This window comes from Priestia sp. YIM B13551, from assembly GCF_042787905.1.
GTDB lineage: Bacteria > Bacillota > Bacilli > Bacillales > Bacillaceae_H > Priestia.
In genome coordinates, this window is sequence record NZ_JBHZOX010000003.1 from 389,382 (window position 1) to 404,155 (window position 14,774).

The 14,774-nt window shown below is 38.8% G+C and carries 14 protein-coding genes and 3 riboswitches; of the genes, 9 read left to right on the plus strand and 5 right to left on the minus strand.

What is annotated here, in order from left to right; translation table 11 throughout:
• Window positions 1-7 precede the first annotated feature (7 nt).
• The 4 genes from uca to ACFX4N_RS18985 all read right to left on the minus strand — a co-directional run bounded on the left by uca (window position 8) and on the right by ACFX4N_RS18985 (window position 6,673).
• The gene (gene uca / locus ACFX4N_RS18970; RefSeq protein WP_192100538.1) at window positions 8-3,619 is read right to left on the minus strand and encodes an urea carboxylase; all 3,612 of its coding nucleotides are present in this window, start codon (window positions 3,617-3,619) and stop codon (window positions 8-10) included.
• 16 nt (window positions 3,620-3,635) lie between these two features.
• Complete coding sequence (locus tag ACFX4N_RS18975) at window positions 3,636-4,289, minus strand: urea amidolyase associated protein UAAP2 (protein ID WP_029324913.1); 654 nt, start codon at window positions 4,287-4,289, stop codon at window positions 3,636-3,638.
• Window positions 4,290-4,309: 20 nt separating this feature from the next.
• The gene (locus ACFX4N_RS18980) at window positions 4,310-5,047 is read right to left on the minus strand and encodes an urea amidolyase associated protein UAAP1 (protein WP_029324914.1); all 738 of its coding nucleotides are present in this window, start codon (window positions 5,045-5,047) and stop codon (window positions 4,310-4,312) included.
• Between the two features lie 47 nt (window positions 5,048-5,094).
• A riboswitch (guanidine-I (ykkC/yxkD leader) is annotated at window positions 5,095-5,199 on the minus strand.
• Between the two features lie 124 nt (window positions 5,200-5,323).
• The gene (locus ACFX4N_RS18985; protein ID WP_057274412.1) at window positions 5,324-6,673 is read right to left on the minus strand and encodes an APC family permease; all 1,350 of its coding nucleotides are present in this window, start codon (window positions 6,671-6,673) and stop codon (window positions 5,324-5,326) included.
• A gap of 63 nt (window positions 6,674-6,736) precedes the next feature.
• A riboswitch (guanidine-I (ykkC/yxkD leader) is annotated at window positions 6,737-6,838 on the minus strand.
• 211 nt (window positions 6,839-7,049) lie between these two features.
• A riboswitch (purine riboswitch) is annotated at window positions 7,050-7,151 on the plus strand.
• Window positions 7,152-7,656: 505 nt separating this feature from the next.
• On the opposite strand from ACFX4N_RS18985, the gene ACFX4N_RS18990 reads away from it, so the two are divergent.
• Window positions 7,657-8,985: an amidohydrolase family protein gene (locus ACFX4N_RS18990; protein ID WP_057274413.1), complete on the plus strand. Its 1,329-nt coding sequence runs from the start codon at window positions 7,657-7,659 to the stop codon at window positions 8,983-8,985.
• A 47-nt stretch (window positions 8,986-9,032) separates the two neighbouring features.
• On the opposite strand, the gene ACFX4N_RS18995 is transcribed toward ACFX4N_RS18990, so the two are convergent.
• On the minus strand, window positions 9,033-9,230 hold the full coding sequence (locus ACFX4N_RS18995; protein WP_013055689.1) for a cold-shock protein: 198 nt from the start codon (window positions 9,228-9,230) through the stop codon (window positions 9,033-9,035).
• Window positions 9,231-9,653: 423 nt separating this feature from the next.
• Between ACFX4N_RS18995 and ACFX4N_RS19000 the strand changes: the two genes are divergently transcribed.
• The 8 genes from ACFX4N_RS19000 to ACFX4N_RS19035 all read left to right on the plus strand — a co-directional run bounded on the left by ACFX4N_RS19000 (window position 9,654) and on the right by ACFX4N_RS19035 (window position 14,669).
• Window positions 9,654-10,286 (plus strand): NAD(P)-dependent oxidoreductase, encoded by a 633-nt coding sequence (locus ACFX4N_RS19000; RefSeq protein WP_057239089.1) that lies wholly within the window; start codon window positions 9,654-9,656, stop codon window positions 10,284-10,286.
• Between the two features lie 172 nt (window positions 10,287-10,458).
• Window positions 10,459-11,445 (plus strand): Gfo/Idh/MocA family protein, encoded by a 987-nt coding sequence (locus ACFX4N_RS19005; RefSeq protein ID WP_057274414.1) that lies wholly within the window; start codon window positions 10,459-10,461, stop codon window positions 11,443-11,445.
• 612 nt (window positions 11,446-12,057) lie between these two features.
• On the plus strand, window positions 12,058-12,600 hold the full coding sequence (locus ACFX4N_RS19010) for a peroxiredoxin (protein WP_014461319.1): 543 nt from the start codon (window positions 12,058-12,060) through the stop codon (window positions 12,598-12,600).
• A gap of 117 nt (window positions 12,601-12,717) precedes the next feature.
• Window positions 12,718-13,161: a TlpA family protein disulfide reductase gene (locus ACFX4N_RS19015; RefSeq protein ID WP_013055693.1), complete on the plus strand. Its 444-nt coding sequence runs from the start codon at window positions 12,718-12,720 to the stop codon at window positions 13,159-13,161.
• Window positions 13,162-13,308: 147 nt separating this feature from the next.
• Window positions 13,309-13,488, plus strand: coding sequence for a hypothetical protein (locus tag ACFX4N_RS19020; protein WP_055989280.1), 180 nt, complete (start codon window positions 13,309-13,311; stop codon window positions 13,486-13,488).
• 198 nt (window positions 13,489-13,686) lie between these two features.
• On the plus strand, window positions 13,687-14,298 hold the full coding sequence (locus ACFX4N_RS19025; protein WP_053486895.1) for a sigma-70 family RNA polymerase sigma factor: 612 nt from the start codon (window positions 13,687-13,689) through the stop codon (window positions 14,296-14,298).
• Window positions 14,291-14,437: a YvrJ family protein gene (locus tag ACFX4N_RS19030; RefSeq protein ID WP_013055696.1), complete on the plus strand. Its 147-nt coding sequence runs from the start codon at window positions 14,291-14,293 to the stop codon at window positions 14,435-14,437. Before ACFX4N_RS19025 ends, ACFX4N_RS19030 begins: the two co-directional genes overlap by 8 nt.
• A 4-nt stretch (window positions 14,438-14,441) precedes the next feature.
• Complete coding sequence (locus tag ACFX4N_RS19035) at window positions 14,442-14,669, plus strand: helix-turn-helix domain-containing protein (protein ID WP_013055697.1); 228 nt, start codon at window positions 14,442-14,444, stop codon at window positions 14,667-14,669.
• Window positions 14,670-14,774: the final 105 nt, after the last annotated feature.

The window sequence follows — 14,774 nt, forward strand, 5'->3', positions numbered from 1 at the left end:
ACCGTCCTTAATTAGTAATTGGAGCAAAGGCTTTTATACCGGCAATCAGCTGTCCAGCTTGTACTTCATCGCCGGGTTTTACATGAATAGAACTGATATATCCATCCATAGGTGCTAGCTGTGGAAACTCCATTTTCATGCTTTCTTCGATAATTAACGTATCGCCTTTTTCAACTTTTTGTCCTTCTTCTACAAGAACTTTCCATACGCTTCCCGGCATTGTACAGCGCGCGGCTTCCGTACCTTCGGGCAGTTCTTGTTCCGTAATTTCAGCGGTTTCATGTTCAGAGACGTACTCAGCTAAGCCGAGTGCTTTCCAATTTTCTCGCTCTGTTTGAAAAGCAGCCTGCTGGGTGTGACGAAAAGCAGCCGTGCTTTCTTCAATAGATGAAAGAAAATCTAAATATTCTCCAAGTTTAAACGTTGTCTCCGTAATATCTGCTTCAAATCTCCCACGAAGGAAATCTTCGCGCAGTTTTAAAAGCTCATCTGCTTCTACTGGGTAAAATTGAATTTGATCAAAGAAACGAAGAAGCCACGGTTTTCCTGCTTCAAAACTTTCCGTTTGACGAAGTCGGTTCCACATTTGAATCGTGCGTCCCACAAATTGATAGCCACCAGGACCTTCCATTCCGTATACGCACATATACGCACCGCCAATACCAACTGCATTTTCAGGCGTCCATGTACGAGCGGGATTATATTTCGTTGTAACTAAACGGTGACGAGGGTCTAGAGGCGTAGCAACAGGTGCGCCTAAATATACATCTCCAAGCCCCATTACAAGATAATTAGCGTCAAATACAACTCGTTTAACATCTTCAATGTGATCCAGACCGTTTACTCGGCGAATAAACTCTAGATTGCTTGGACACCAGGGGGCATCTGGACGAACGTTTTGCTGATAGCGTTCAATAGCTAATTGAGTCGCAGGATCATCCCATGAAAGTGGAAGTTTTACAATACGAGAGGGAACTTCCATTTCTTCAAGCGGAGGAAGTGCGCGATCAATAGCTGAAATGTGCTGGCAAAGTTCAAGAATAGACATCTTTGTTGCATCAATATGAATTTGAAGAGAACGGATACCAGGCGTTAAATCTAGAACTGGTAAATCCTTACGCTTTTGAATAGCTTCCATTAAAGCATGCACTTGGAAGCGAAGCAGCAGATCAAGCTCCATTTCTCCGTACTCCACAAGTATATTCGCATCGCCTGAGCAGCGGACGGAAAAAGGGAATCGTCTATTTTCCGTTTCGTTGATCAGCAGCGGATAATCGCTTTTGAGCGGCTGTGCTACTGGATTTGTAAGCACAGGAAGTGATGCAGATGTTCCGATACGCTGTAAAAAGTCTTCCTGCGTACATTTGAGTTTTTCAGCTTGTTCAAGATCAATTAATTTAAACGAAATTTTATCTCCGGGGTGAAGCTGTCCTATTTTCCAAAACTCTGCTGAAGCAGTCGTAACAGGGCAGACAAAGCCGCCAAGGCTCGGGCCGTCTGGGCCAAGTAGAATAGGCATATCTCCGGTTAAGTCTAAGGTGCCGATAGCATAGGCATTATCGTGAATATTTGATGGATGCAAACCGGCTTCTCCTCCATCTTCACGCGTCCAAAAAGGAGCAGGACCTATTAATCTAACGCCTGTTCTAGAGCTGTTAAAATGAACTTCCCATTTTGTATTTGTTAGCTGCTGCAAGTACTCTGGCTGCAAAAACTCTTCTGTACAATGAGGGCCGGGAATCACCCCGATTGTCCATTCTTTAGACATGGTCGGCTGATCAGAAAGAGCAAGTTCATTTTCAACGTGAGCGTAGTCAGAAACACGCAGTACATCTCCTGTGCGAAGTGCTCTTCCGCCGTGTCCTCCAAAGCTTCCTAGTGTAAAAGTAGAAGAGCTGCCTAATATTTTAGGCATATCAAGTCCGCCGCCAATCAGTAAATACGTACGCATTCCTTCGGTTGCTTCACTAAATGAAAGAATTTGTCCTGGCTTTGCTTGAATGGTTTTATACATGGGAATTTCAGCGCCGTCTAATGTAGCATGCATGTTAGCACCGGTAATACAAAGAGATACATCATCTCTAAATTTATAAGAGCCGCCTCGAAGAGTCATTTCAATTCCCGGGGCATCCGGTAAATTTCCGAGAAGTTTGTTTCCAGTACGAAAAGCAAAAGGGTCCATTGGCCCGCACGGAGGAACTCCTACATTCCAGTGCCCGGTGCGTCCCGGGTAATCTTGAACAGTGGACTGAACGCCGCCGTCTAATACTTCAATTGCTTGTTCGCTCGGAGTATATGAGTTAAGCATTCGGGTATATACGTCTCCCGTTTTGCACGCTTTTTCTTCTAACAGTCCCTGCAAGTATTGAAGATTACTAGTAATGCCGTATAGTCTTGTCTCTTTTAAGGCAGCGCTCAATTTTAAAAGGGCTTCTTCTCGTGTTTCTCCATGAACGATAATTTTAGCCAGCATAGGATCATAAAGTGACGTTACAGTAATGCCGTCTCGCACCCATGTTTCAACTCGAGAATTTTTAGAGAAAATGGCTTGATCGATTTGCCCGCCGCTGGGACGAAAATCATTTAAGCAATCTTCGGCATAAATACGCGCTTGGATACTGTGACCTGAAGGAACAGGAAGCAAAGAAGGAAGGTTTACTAGCTCATCGCATGCTTCTTTAAGCATCCATTCTACTAAATCGATGTTTAACACTTCTTCTGTAACTCCGTGTTCTACTTGAAGACGAGTATTTACTTCTAAAAAATAAAATTTCTCCGCTTCGGCGTCATATAAAAATTCTACCGTTCCGGCACTTCGGTATCCTACTTCTTTAGCTAGTCTAGTAGCTGCTTGCAGCATATTTTCCCGTATATATGAAGGGAAGTTTGGAGCTGGGCTTTCTTCAATTACTTTTTGATTTCTTCGCTGAATAGAGCAGTCGCGTTCTCCTAAAGCCACTACTTCTCCAAAAGAATTCCCGAAGATTTGAACTTCCACATGGCGAGCTTTTTGAATGTATTTCTCTAAAAAAACACCGCTGTTTTTAAAGTTTGTTTGTGCTAAATGGCAAACTGAGTCAAAAGCGGCTTGAAGCGCTTTTTCATCTTGGCAAACACGCATTCCAATTCCGCCGCCGCCAGCTGTACTTTTTAACATAACGGGATAGCCAATCTTTTCAGCAGCACATATAGCTTCTGATACATCTGTAATAAGAGGTGTACCAGGCAGCAAAGGCACGTCGGCTTTTTGCGCAATTTCACGAGCTGAATGTTTTAATCCGAATACTTCCATTTGCTGAGGTGTAGGACCAATAAATACAATTCCTTCTGCTCGACAGCGACGGGCAAATTCCGCGTTTTCACTTAAAAAACCGTAGCCTGGATGAATAGCTTCCGCACCTGTTTTTTTTGCAATATCTAGAATAAGGTCTTCATTTAAATAACTTTCTTTGACCGGGCCGCTGCCGATTAAAATGGCTTCATCTGCGTCGTCAACGTGAAGGCTGTCTTGATCAGCTTCTGTATAAACAGCTACAGACTTCACTCCTAAATTTCTTAATGTTCGCTCAATTCTAACGGCAATTGCGCCTCGGTTAGCAATTAATACTTTTGTAAACATAGATGAACACTCCTTTTTATAATGAATCCCAAATAACTAAGCGAATAGGGGTAGGGTTATAATCGTTGCACGGATTGTTAAGCTGAGGGCAGTTGCTAATCAATACAAGTGTAGGATTGATAGCTTCCATTTCTACATAGTATCCAGGTGCAGATACCCCGTCATTAAACGTTAATCCGCCGCTTGGCGTCACAGGTACATTCATAAAAAAGTTTACGTTTGGTGCTAAATCTCTTTTGGTGTAGCGGCTATCATATTTTGATAGCTGCAGCATAAATGTATCTCGGCAGTTATGCATCGGAAGCGTGTCATGTGCATAACGTACGGTGTTGCTTTGTGCGGAACAAGCTCCGCCTAAGGTATCGTGGCGTCCACACGTGTCAGCTACAATTTTGACTAGTTCTTTGCCAGATTGAGAAAGCAGCACTGTGCCGGTGGATAAATAAATATTTCCTTGATTAGCAATCGTAGACACTGCACTGTAATGATCTTCTGGATTTTCTGCATCAAAGAATAAAGTATCCGCTGCTTGATTGCCTTCTACATCTATTATTCTAAGAGTTTGGCCTGGTTTAAGTTCGTGCATCCAGCCGTCCCCAGCCAGTACCGTTTCATCATAAATTGCGTTCTCTATTTTTCTGTTGCTTTCCACTCGATTAAATACAGCCATTATAGAAGCCTCCTTCATTTTTAAATCGTTGATAATGTTTTATTTCCAAGCAATAGGTCATAAGACCATGTGTTTTCAAACGCTCGTTTATTTTCAGGTCTAAAATTTAAACAGTAGTCATCTGAGCTTAGCGGAGCTGCTTCATCTACGGTTATTTCAATCGGAACAGAAGGATACGTTCCGCTCGGGTCTAGAGGGTTAGGTGTATTAGAGAGCAGAAAAAGCAAATCCATTTCTGTTCTAAGCGTAATAAAATCTCCTTTTTTACAATGAGAAGAAACAAAATTCATATTGCCTTCTTCGTCGCAGTATACTTTTGAAAATATGTTGAGGTTAGGGACTAAATCCCGTGTTGTTAAACCGTTGCGCAGAAGCTCCATTGAAAAATTTTCTTCGCCATTCCTTCTCCATTCGTTTCGGGATTCTTGATAAGTAGATGCGCCGTATTTTTGATGAGTTAAGCTGCGCGTAGTGTAGCCTGAAATGGTATCATGCCAGCCGGTGGTGTCGGCAGTGATGCTTGCAAATGCTCTGCCGTTGTCACTCATCAGAACGTGTCCTTTTGTTAAGTGAGCAGTATGCTGAGCTTTTAAGGTATCAGGCATGTTGTATCGTTCCGTTAAATCATAAGCGTTGTATAATAGTACGGATACGTTTGCACCGGATTCTTGTGCGGTAAATGTCACCGATTTTCCTCTTCCAATTCGTCCTGACCATTTTCCGCCTGCCGGGATGGTTTGCTTCCAAATATAACTCATAAAATAACCTCCTTAGAATAAAAAAAGGATAAAAGCCTGGGAGAGTAGTCTCCCAGGCTTTTATCCTTCCGTGTTATACAGCGTAGCGCTATATCGCTCTCTCTCGGACCAGTCTTTAACATATGTTAAACGGAACCCTAGACAGCTTTTTTGTTCTTAACGGCTGTAAGAACCTTTATCCATTTGTGGCTTTCGATTAATCGTAGTATAGTACGTGTGAAAATAAGTTGACAAGCAGTTTGTTAGAATGCCTGACACGAAAACTGATTTTTCAGTTTATTTTTCAGGGACCGTCACTTTTGAATGATCTCTCTTTACAAAAGGAGCCGACAGTCGAGATTTTACAAATAAATAGAGAAATCCAATCGTAAGCCAGGCGACACCAATCAAAAGAGTGTCTTTGTTTAACAGTGTGAGCAGCCATCCGATAAATGCCGCTCCGATTAAAGGGAAGATTAAATAAAGTATTGTTTCAGTAAACGACCGTTTCTTTAACTTAATATAAAAATGGACGATGACTGATAGATTAACAAATGTAAAAGCGGTTAAAGCACCGAAACTGACAAAAGTAACGGCTGTGTTTAAATCAATAAACATTCCCAAAAACGAAAAAGTGGTAACAAGCAAGATATTCACCACGGGCGTTTTAAACGTTGGATGAATATATGAAAATACCTTTTGAGGCAGTACGGATTCACGGCCTAAAGCATATAAAAACCGAGTAACGCTTGTGACTGAAGAAACTCCTTGAGTAAAGGTTGCGATAATTAAGACCGTAATAAATAAACTGCTTAAGAGATTTCCGCCCACTAATTTTACAAGGGTGTAGGCAGCATTATCAGGATTAGTAAATGTGAATCCCGGATAGGCAATCTGCGTAAAATACGAGATAGCGATGTACATAACAGCTGCAATACAAACAATAAGAAAAATGGCTTTTGGAATTGTCCTTTCCGGTTGAATCGTTTCTTCCGCCATTGTTGTAACTGCATCAAATCCTAAAAAGCAAAAGCAAATGAGAGCAGCTCCAGAAAAGATAGTCGTAAACGGTACATCTGAAGCCAAAAAAGGATGAAGTGAAAAAAGAGTAGAAGAACTAGCTTGACCTGTTGCAATATCTTTGATGATAAATAAACAAAACAAACTTATAAAGAGAATCTGAACTACAACAGAGATGCCGCTTATACGAGCTACAGATTTAATACCAACAATATTGACTAAAGCTAAGATAATGTTCATGACAATGACCCATACGTATACAGGAATAGAAGGAAATTCCGTATGCATAAAAATACCAAATGTTAAAATAGCGATAATAGGGGAGAAAATATAGTCTAAAAGAAGTGCCCAGCCTACTAAAAAGCCAAGGCGAGGATGTATAGCTTTTTTCGTATACGTATAAGCAGATCCCGCTATTGGATATGCTTTTACCATTCGGCTATAGCTATATGCGGTAAAAAAGATAGCTAAAAAAGCAATTAAATAAGCAAGGACCATTTGCCCTCCAGCCGCATCGTAGGCTACTCCGTAAACTGTAAAGAAAATCATCGGAGTCATCCAGGCAAGACCCAAAAATACAATTTGATATACCTTTAGCGATTTACTTAACGCTGGTTGGTTGTTCATATAAATCCCTTCTTTCCTCTATTTTATACTAGTAAAAAAGAAAAGCCTGGGAGAATGATGTCATTCTCCCAGGCTTTTATCCTTCCGTGTATACGGAACGTTCCGTACGCTCTCTCTCGGACCAGCCTTTAACATGTGTTAAACGGAACCCTAGATCGCTTTTTGTCTTCAACAGAGTGAAGACCTTTATAGATAATGTAAGTAGTTCGAAGTATAAGCAGGATTATAGGAAGATGCAACTACTGTGTTAGATAGTTTAACAAACTTTTTTAAAAAGTAAACTTTTGTAAAAGGCGAACTATATATAATTTTATTAAAAAGATTATTCGTTTATAGTTGACTTATAGAAAGACCTATAGTATATTTGTAGACAAGAAAAAGCTAAATACGGTTCACTCATATATGTTTGAGAATATGGCTCAGACGTTTCTACCTTATCACCGTAAATGATAGGACTATGAGTAAAAAGTGAATCTAGGTTCCCATTTTTACGTTAGTAGAAAGTTTGGTCCAAGCGATTCACATATTCATTTTTGAAAAGAAGTGGATATGACACCGAAGGGATAAAAGCCCAGGCGGGTAGGTTTTTGCTCATTGTATTTGAGAGACCTGCCTTTGTTTGGGCTTTTTCTTATGTGTCTATTTACAGTATGAGCGAGTGATGGAAATTTCTTGTTTGTATCTGCATTGCTTTCTGGGGAGAATAGCGTTGCAAAGCATGAAATCACTCACTGAAGCTTTATCTGTAAGCCCTCATTTAACCATGGGAAGTACATTCTATCTATTTTCTAGCATTTTTTCTTTGATGAGCAGCGTGGGGACGCTGCTCCTTTTTTTGTGCTCGCTTTTTTCTCTGTAAATAAAGGTCTCTAAAGAGAAGGTGATTTGCGAAATTTGGCGAATTAATGCTTTAAACAATAAATGATAGAGAAGATAAAGCGGTCTATGAAAAATGAAGAAGTTGAAAAATTGAGGAGGGAATTATGTTGCTTCACTTAATTAATGTTCGTTTGCCAATTATGCACGATCACGCTCTTTTTGAAGTGAAAATTTCAAATGGAATGTATACTTCTATCGTTTTACAAAACGGTTACCTTGAAGGTGACGAGTTTTTTCCCCTACACGCGGCCGTGTTAGGAAAAGAAACGTCACTTGATGCACAGGGTCGTGTGCTATTACCAGGATTTGTAGATATGCATATGCATTTAGACAAAGCTCATTCGCTTCCTCAAGTGCCCAATATATCTGGAACTCTTCAAGAAGCCATTAAAAATTACAGCAGCAGCCTGCCGGCATTTCCAGAAGAAGAAATTAAGCAGCGAATGTTAAAAACTGCTTTGCAGGCATTAGCTAACGGTACGACTACTATTCGAACGCATATTGATTTTGACTGCAGCATGGAAGAAGATAGTTTATTTCGAAGTTTACAAGCGGCTGTCGAAGTGAGAGATGAATTAAGCCCGTATATGGACGTGCAGGTTGTTCCGCTATTCTCTAACCTAGACATTGATGATATGCATAAGATGAATAAAATTGAACGAGCATTCGACCTTGAAATTGATGCGATTGGAGGCTGTCCTCATTTAGCTAGAAATCCAGAAAAAGAGATTGATGCTCTGTTTTTGCTGGCTCAAGCCTATAATAAACCTCTTGACTTACATGTGGATGAAAGCGATGATCCGTCTGTTGATACAATAATTAATATTGCTCATAGAACAATTGAACTGAATATGGAAGGAAAAGTGGTAGTAGGGCATCTTTGCTCGCTTGCAGGAATGACTGATGCAAAAGTGAAAGAAATCTTAAACCTTTTGAAACAGGCGAAAATTGGAGTTGTCACATTACCTGCTTCTAATTTATATTTACAGGGAAGAGAAGATAAAGGAATTGTAAGACGAGGCGTAACGCGTATTCGCGACATACAAAAAGCAGCGATTCCAATTGCTACTGCATCTGATAACGTGAACGACCCCTTTCATCCGTTTGGAAAAGCAGACTTGCTGCAAGTAGGGTTACTAACTGCCTATGCTGCACATATGGGAAGTCCGGATGATCAGCGGCAGTTGCTCCGAATGATTACAAGTATACCAGCCCGGCTGATTGGAAAAGAAAAGTATGGAGTGGAAGAAGGAAACGAAGCAAACTTTGTTCTATTAAATGTCCAGTCTGTACAGGAAATATGGACTGAACTTCCCGAAACTCGCTTTGTTTTCAACAAGCATCGCTGGCTTAGCGTAAAGGAGACGCATCAGCGGCTCGCTGATACGAACTTAACTAACCTTTGGCAGGAAAATCAAATTTTAATTGGTTAAATAGACATAAAAAGAAGCTGTCACATTAGTGACAGCTTCTTAATCAATTACTTTTGAACGTTAGCAGCTTGTGGTCCACGAGCTCCATCTTCGATTTCAAATGTAACTTCTTGACCTTCTTCAAGTGATTTGAAACCTTCGCCTTGGATAGCTGAGAAGTGTACGAATACGTCGTCTTGTCCTTCTACTTCGATGAATCCAAAACCTTTTTCTGCATTAAACCATTTTACTTTACCTTGTACCATTGTAGTACCTCCTGTGTGGAAAATCCACGAATATATTACTATCTCTGCTCAATTTCAATAAGAATCACTTTAAAGAAAGTCTTTCTATTTGTTAACACCGAACAAGAAATAATATACCTAGTATAACACTTTTTTATAAAAAAGAAACCTTTTTTCATAAAAAAGTACTCTGAGATAAAAATAAGTTGAAAATATGGATATATTTTGAAATGGCAAATAAGCTATTGTTTTGTGGATCTTTAGCAATCACTAAAATCTTTTATCTCGTAAAAAAAATGAATAGCAAGGTTGACAAATTGAATAATGTGTAACTATAATGGTTACAACGAGCTGAGAAGAATTAGCAGTGCTATAAAAAGCTCAAATTTTTTGTGTTTTATGTAACTATAATGGTTACAACGAAAATAAAAGGAGAGAATAAAAATGAAAATTGGTGTTATTGGAGCAACAGGAAAAGCAGGTCAATTAATTATGGAAGAAGCAAAACAGAGAGGACATGAAGTAACAGCCATTGTTCGAAATGCTTCTAAACTAAAAAATCAAACAAACGTAATGGAAAAAGATATTTTTGCCATTACTTCAAAAGATATTGAACAGTTCGATGCTGTGGTAGATGCATTTAATGCACCTCCTGGAAGCGAACAGCTCCACGTTGAGTCTATACAATCACTTATTAAAGTATTTCAAGGTGTTCAAACGCGACTCGCAGTAGTGGGCGGAGCGGGAAGTTTATTTGTAGATGCAGAAAAAACAACGCCTTTAATGAGCACAGAAGGTTTTCCAGCAGCTTATTATCCAACGGCTTCAAACATGGGGAAAGGTTTAAAAGAACTTGAAAAGTCGACTATAAATTGGACTTATTTAAGCCCAGCAGCCTTTTTTGATGCAGAAGGTGCTCGCACGGGAGCCTATCAATTAGGAAAAGATCATGTGATCACAAATAGTCAAAATGAAAGTTATATTAGCTATGCTGATTATGCGATTGCTTTAATAGATGAGTTAGAAAATAAAAACCATGTGAATGAACGTTTTGCTGTAGTGGGTGAGAAAGCATAAGCTTACGTTTGAGTCATATTGAAAAACAGCTTACATTTGTTGTGAGCTGTTTTTTATATAAAACAAAATAGATATAAAGCAATGGAAAATGGTATAGAATTTTTATTATTTCTTCGTTTTTCTTTTTAAAAACGATACAATACAACATAGATGATAAAAAGGAGATGAAAAGATGATTCGTTTTGGCATAATAGGAACAAACTGGATAACAGATCGACTGTTAGAATCAGCTCAGTATGTAGACGACTTTCAGCTTGCAGCTGTTTATTCTCGAACCATTGAAAAAGCAGAAGAATTTGCAGGTAAATATGATATTCCTCATATATTTACTGATTTAGAGGAAATGGCAGCGAGTGCTGAAATTGATGCAGTGTATATTGCTACTCCCAATGCTTATCATGCGGAACAAGCTATCTTATTTTTGAAAAATAACAAGCATGTACTGTGTGAAAAACCGCTCGCAGCCAATGCAGCAGAAGTAACCCGCATGATTCAAACAGCCAAAAATCACAAGGTGTTACTAATGGAAGCGATGAAATCAACCCTTCTTCCTAACTTCAAAGTGATTCAAGAGAACTTACATAAAATTGGGCCAATTCGGAAATACGTTGCATCTTACTGTCAGTATTCTTCTCGTTACGATAAATACAAAGAAGGTATCGTGCTTAATGCCTTTAAGCCAGAGCTTGCCAATGGTTCACTGATGGATTTAGGTGTATATTGTCTTTATCCTCTGATTACGTTGTTTGGAGGGCCTCATAAAATAAAGGCAACGGCGTTTATGCTAGAATCTGGAGTAGATGGAGAAGGGTCAGTTGCGTTAGAGTACGAAGATCGCAACGCGGTCATCATGTATTCTAAGATTACAAATTCGCATTTGCCAAGTGAAATTCAAGGAGAAAAAGGCAGTATGATTATTGACAAAATACATACCGCTGAAAAAGTAGAAATTCGATACAATGACGGACGGGTAGAAGAGTTAACGGTCGATCAGCCTTATCCTGCTATGTACTATGAACTAAATGAATTCGTAGAGCTGTTAAAGCAAGGAAAGATAGAATCGGACACAAATTCTTATGAGAATTCATATTTAACAATGCACGTGATGGATAAAGTGCGAGAGCAAATCGGTCTTGTATATCCAAATGATGAGAAATAAATAACAGAGGCTGGACAAAAGTAGTTTAGTTGAAGAAAGATCCGAACGAGGTTGATTCTTGATGGAGAATCAACCTCGTTCGGATTTTTTCATGGGTAGGGTAAAAGTAGGTTTCATGTATGAAGTTGCTTCTAGCTGTTGCACGGAAATCAACAGCGGTGTAACCAGTCATCCATACTAGATCATTTTCCAATTTGTTCGTCTCTAAATTGGTTTGAGATAGTTATGTCTCATTCTCTTTTATTGTGGTTATAAAGAGCATAATTGAGATTCGAAATCTTGCTGCAGCACATTTTAAAAGCAAATATGTTGAAACAAGGGAAGTTTTTTAGTATCTTCTATCTTTATTCATCCCTGCATACATAGGATTAATCAAAGTAAAGAATAAAAAGAGTGCAAAACATTCGATAATTAATCCTAGATTAAAATGATTATAAAAAAGTATTGACTATAATAATAGCTCGTGTATAATAAAGAATGTAATCAATAGTCATTACTAGTTTATAATGATACTAATAATCGTTATCAAATAGAAACTGTCATTGATTGCATTAAAAATAATACATACAAGCATAAGCTTGTGAAATACATTGTACAAGGAGAGGTTTTGACATGGCAGAACGTATGGTAGGAAAACAAGCACCACGCTTCGAAATGGAAGCAGTACTTGCAAATAAGGAATTTGGAAAAGTAAGTTTAGAAGAAAATATGAAAAACGGTAAATGGACAGTATTGTTCTTCTATCCAATGGACTTTACATTCGTATGTCCAACAGAAATTACAGCTCTATCAGATCACTACGAAGAGTTTGAAGATCTAGATGCTGAAGTTGTAGGCGTTTCTACAGATACAATTCATACTCACTTAGCTTGGATTAACACAGATCGTAAAGATAATGGACTTGGAGATTTGAATTATCCATTAGCTGCAGATCCAACTCATGCAGTAGCACGTGATTACGGCGTGTTAATTGAAGAAGAAGGCGTAGCGCTTCGCGGATTATTTATTATTAATCCAGAAGGTGAATTGCAATACGCAGTTGTAAATCATAACAACATCGGCCGCAGCGTAGAAGAAACATTACGTGTACTTCAAGCCCTTCAAACTGGCGGACTTTGCCCAGCTAACTGGAAACCAGGTCAAAAAACACTTTAATAAATAGCGGTGGAGTAGAGGAGAAATTCCTCTACTGCTGCCATTAAAATAGAAAAGATAGTTTTCCAACTATAAAAGACAGAATATTCAGTTTTTATTAATAAGGAGGATTTTAAAATGAAATTACGTGAACAAATGCCTGAATTAACTGGAGCAACATCTTGGATTAACGACGAAGTAACAAAGGAAGACTTAGTAGGTGATAAAGCAACGCTTATCCACTTTTGGTCAGTAAGCTGCCATTTATGTAAAGAAGCAATGCCTGAAGTTAATGATCTTCGTGATGAGTATGATGATCAATTGAATGTTGTAGCGGTTCATATGCCTCGTTCGGAAGATGACTTAGATATGGGTGTTATTGAGGCAATGGCCATGGGACACGATATTACTCAGCCAATTTACGTAGACAGTGAGCATAAGTTAACAGACGCTTTTGAAAATAAATATGTACCAGCATATTATGTATTTGATAAAGAAGGTCAGCTTCGTCATTTCCAAGCGGGTGGAAATGGAATGCCGATGCTTCGCAAACGTATTAACCGCGTCTTAGGCGAAGAATAATCTCTACATGAAGAAGAAATAAAAAGGGCTGGGATAAAAATATTTTAGACGAAGTTAAAAACGAACCACTGATCAACATGTTTGATTAGCGGTTCGTTTTTTTTGCTATGCTGAACGTAGATTTCATCTGTTTCGTTCCTATAGCAGTTGATTGGAGGGCAAAGCGAAGACTCCTGCGGGAAAAGCGGAACAGGTGAGACCCCACAGGAGCGCATGCGACGAGGAGGCTCACCGGCCGCCCGCGGAAAGCGAAGTCTTGCACGGAAATCAACGGCCGTGTCACAAGCGGATCAGCTCATGTATCCTATTTGTTCGTCTTTAAATTAGATTCATTTCGTTATGTCTCAATCTCTTTTTTATTTTTTACTGAGTCATTTCAATCATTAATAAGCCTTTCATCATATTGACATAAAAAACCTAATATAGTTAAATTTATATAAGAACAAATGTTCGTTTTTGGTGTTGTTATTTTACTCTTTTCTCCCTTTTTAATAAGTATAAGAAAAAAAGGAGGAGATTTGCACAATGACTCAGCTCTATTCGCAGCAAGAAAAGCGGCACGACAAAGAATGTACCTTTCATACATTTCTTACAAACCACAGCGCAACTCTTCAGACTCATATAATGAATACATTTTTGACACCAGAACGCTATGAGCGATTACAAAAAGCGGTTGTTAAAAATGATACAAAAGAACAAATACTTCTAAACAAAGAATTTCATCAGTTTTATAGCGAAGTTAGATTGCTTCATTATATTAACAAGCTTTGCAGACATTATTCCAGAGATGTTATGCGTGTCAAAGAAAAAGAGCGTTCTTATATTCCTCTTCGCCTGCAGCAGCCGGCTGCGCTAGATGGAAATCGAACAGTGGAAGATATGCTAGGAGTACAGGACGGGGCTGTATGGGAGCATGAATTTTTAGGAAATCAACTCGAAAATCGTATTCTTCATCATGCATTTCGCCAATTAACGGCCAAGCAGCAGTGTATGCTGCACTTGATTATTGTCGAACGCTGGACTCATAAAGAAATCGCTGCTTATTTTTCTATTTCTCAGCAAGCGGTTTCTAATCATTATCAACGTGCGCTAAGCAAGTTAAAAAAAATTATGAAGGTGAGTGATAGATATGTTTGATCCTCAGTGGCTTCAACTTGTTGGAAACGTAGGATTTCCCGCTGTCCTTTCTTTTTATTTATTACTGCGTGTAGAAAACAATATAAAGCGACTTGAAGAAAAAGTGGAAGAATTAACAACTGACTTAAGAAAGAAGTGAAGAAATGGAAACTCTATATGAGCTTGTAAATAAAGTGAAAGCTGGAGATGAAGAGGCGTCAAGGCGTTTATTAAAAAAGCTGGAACCAAAACTAAATAAAGCTGTTCAAAGCTTTTCGCTGCATGAGAGAGAAGACGTAAAGCAAGATTTAAAGATTAAAATTCTTTCCGCTGTTAAGACGTTTGATTTTTCCAAAACGCCAGGACTTTGGGAATTTTTACGCCATAAATAAAAAAGAGCGCTCGTTGTATCGACGCTCTTTTTTTATTTTTGCTGCAGTTTCACTACTTACCTTACAGTGAAAAATCCAAAAAATAGAAAATGGATAAATATTAAA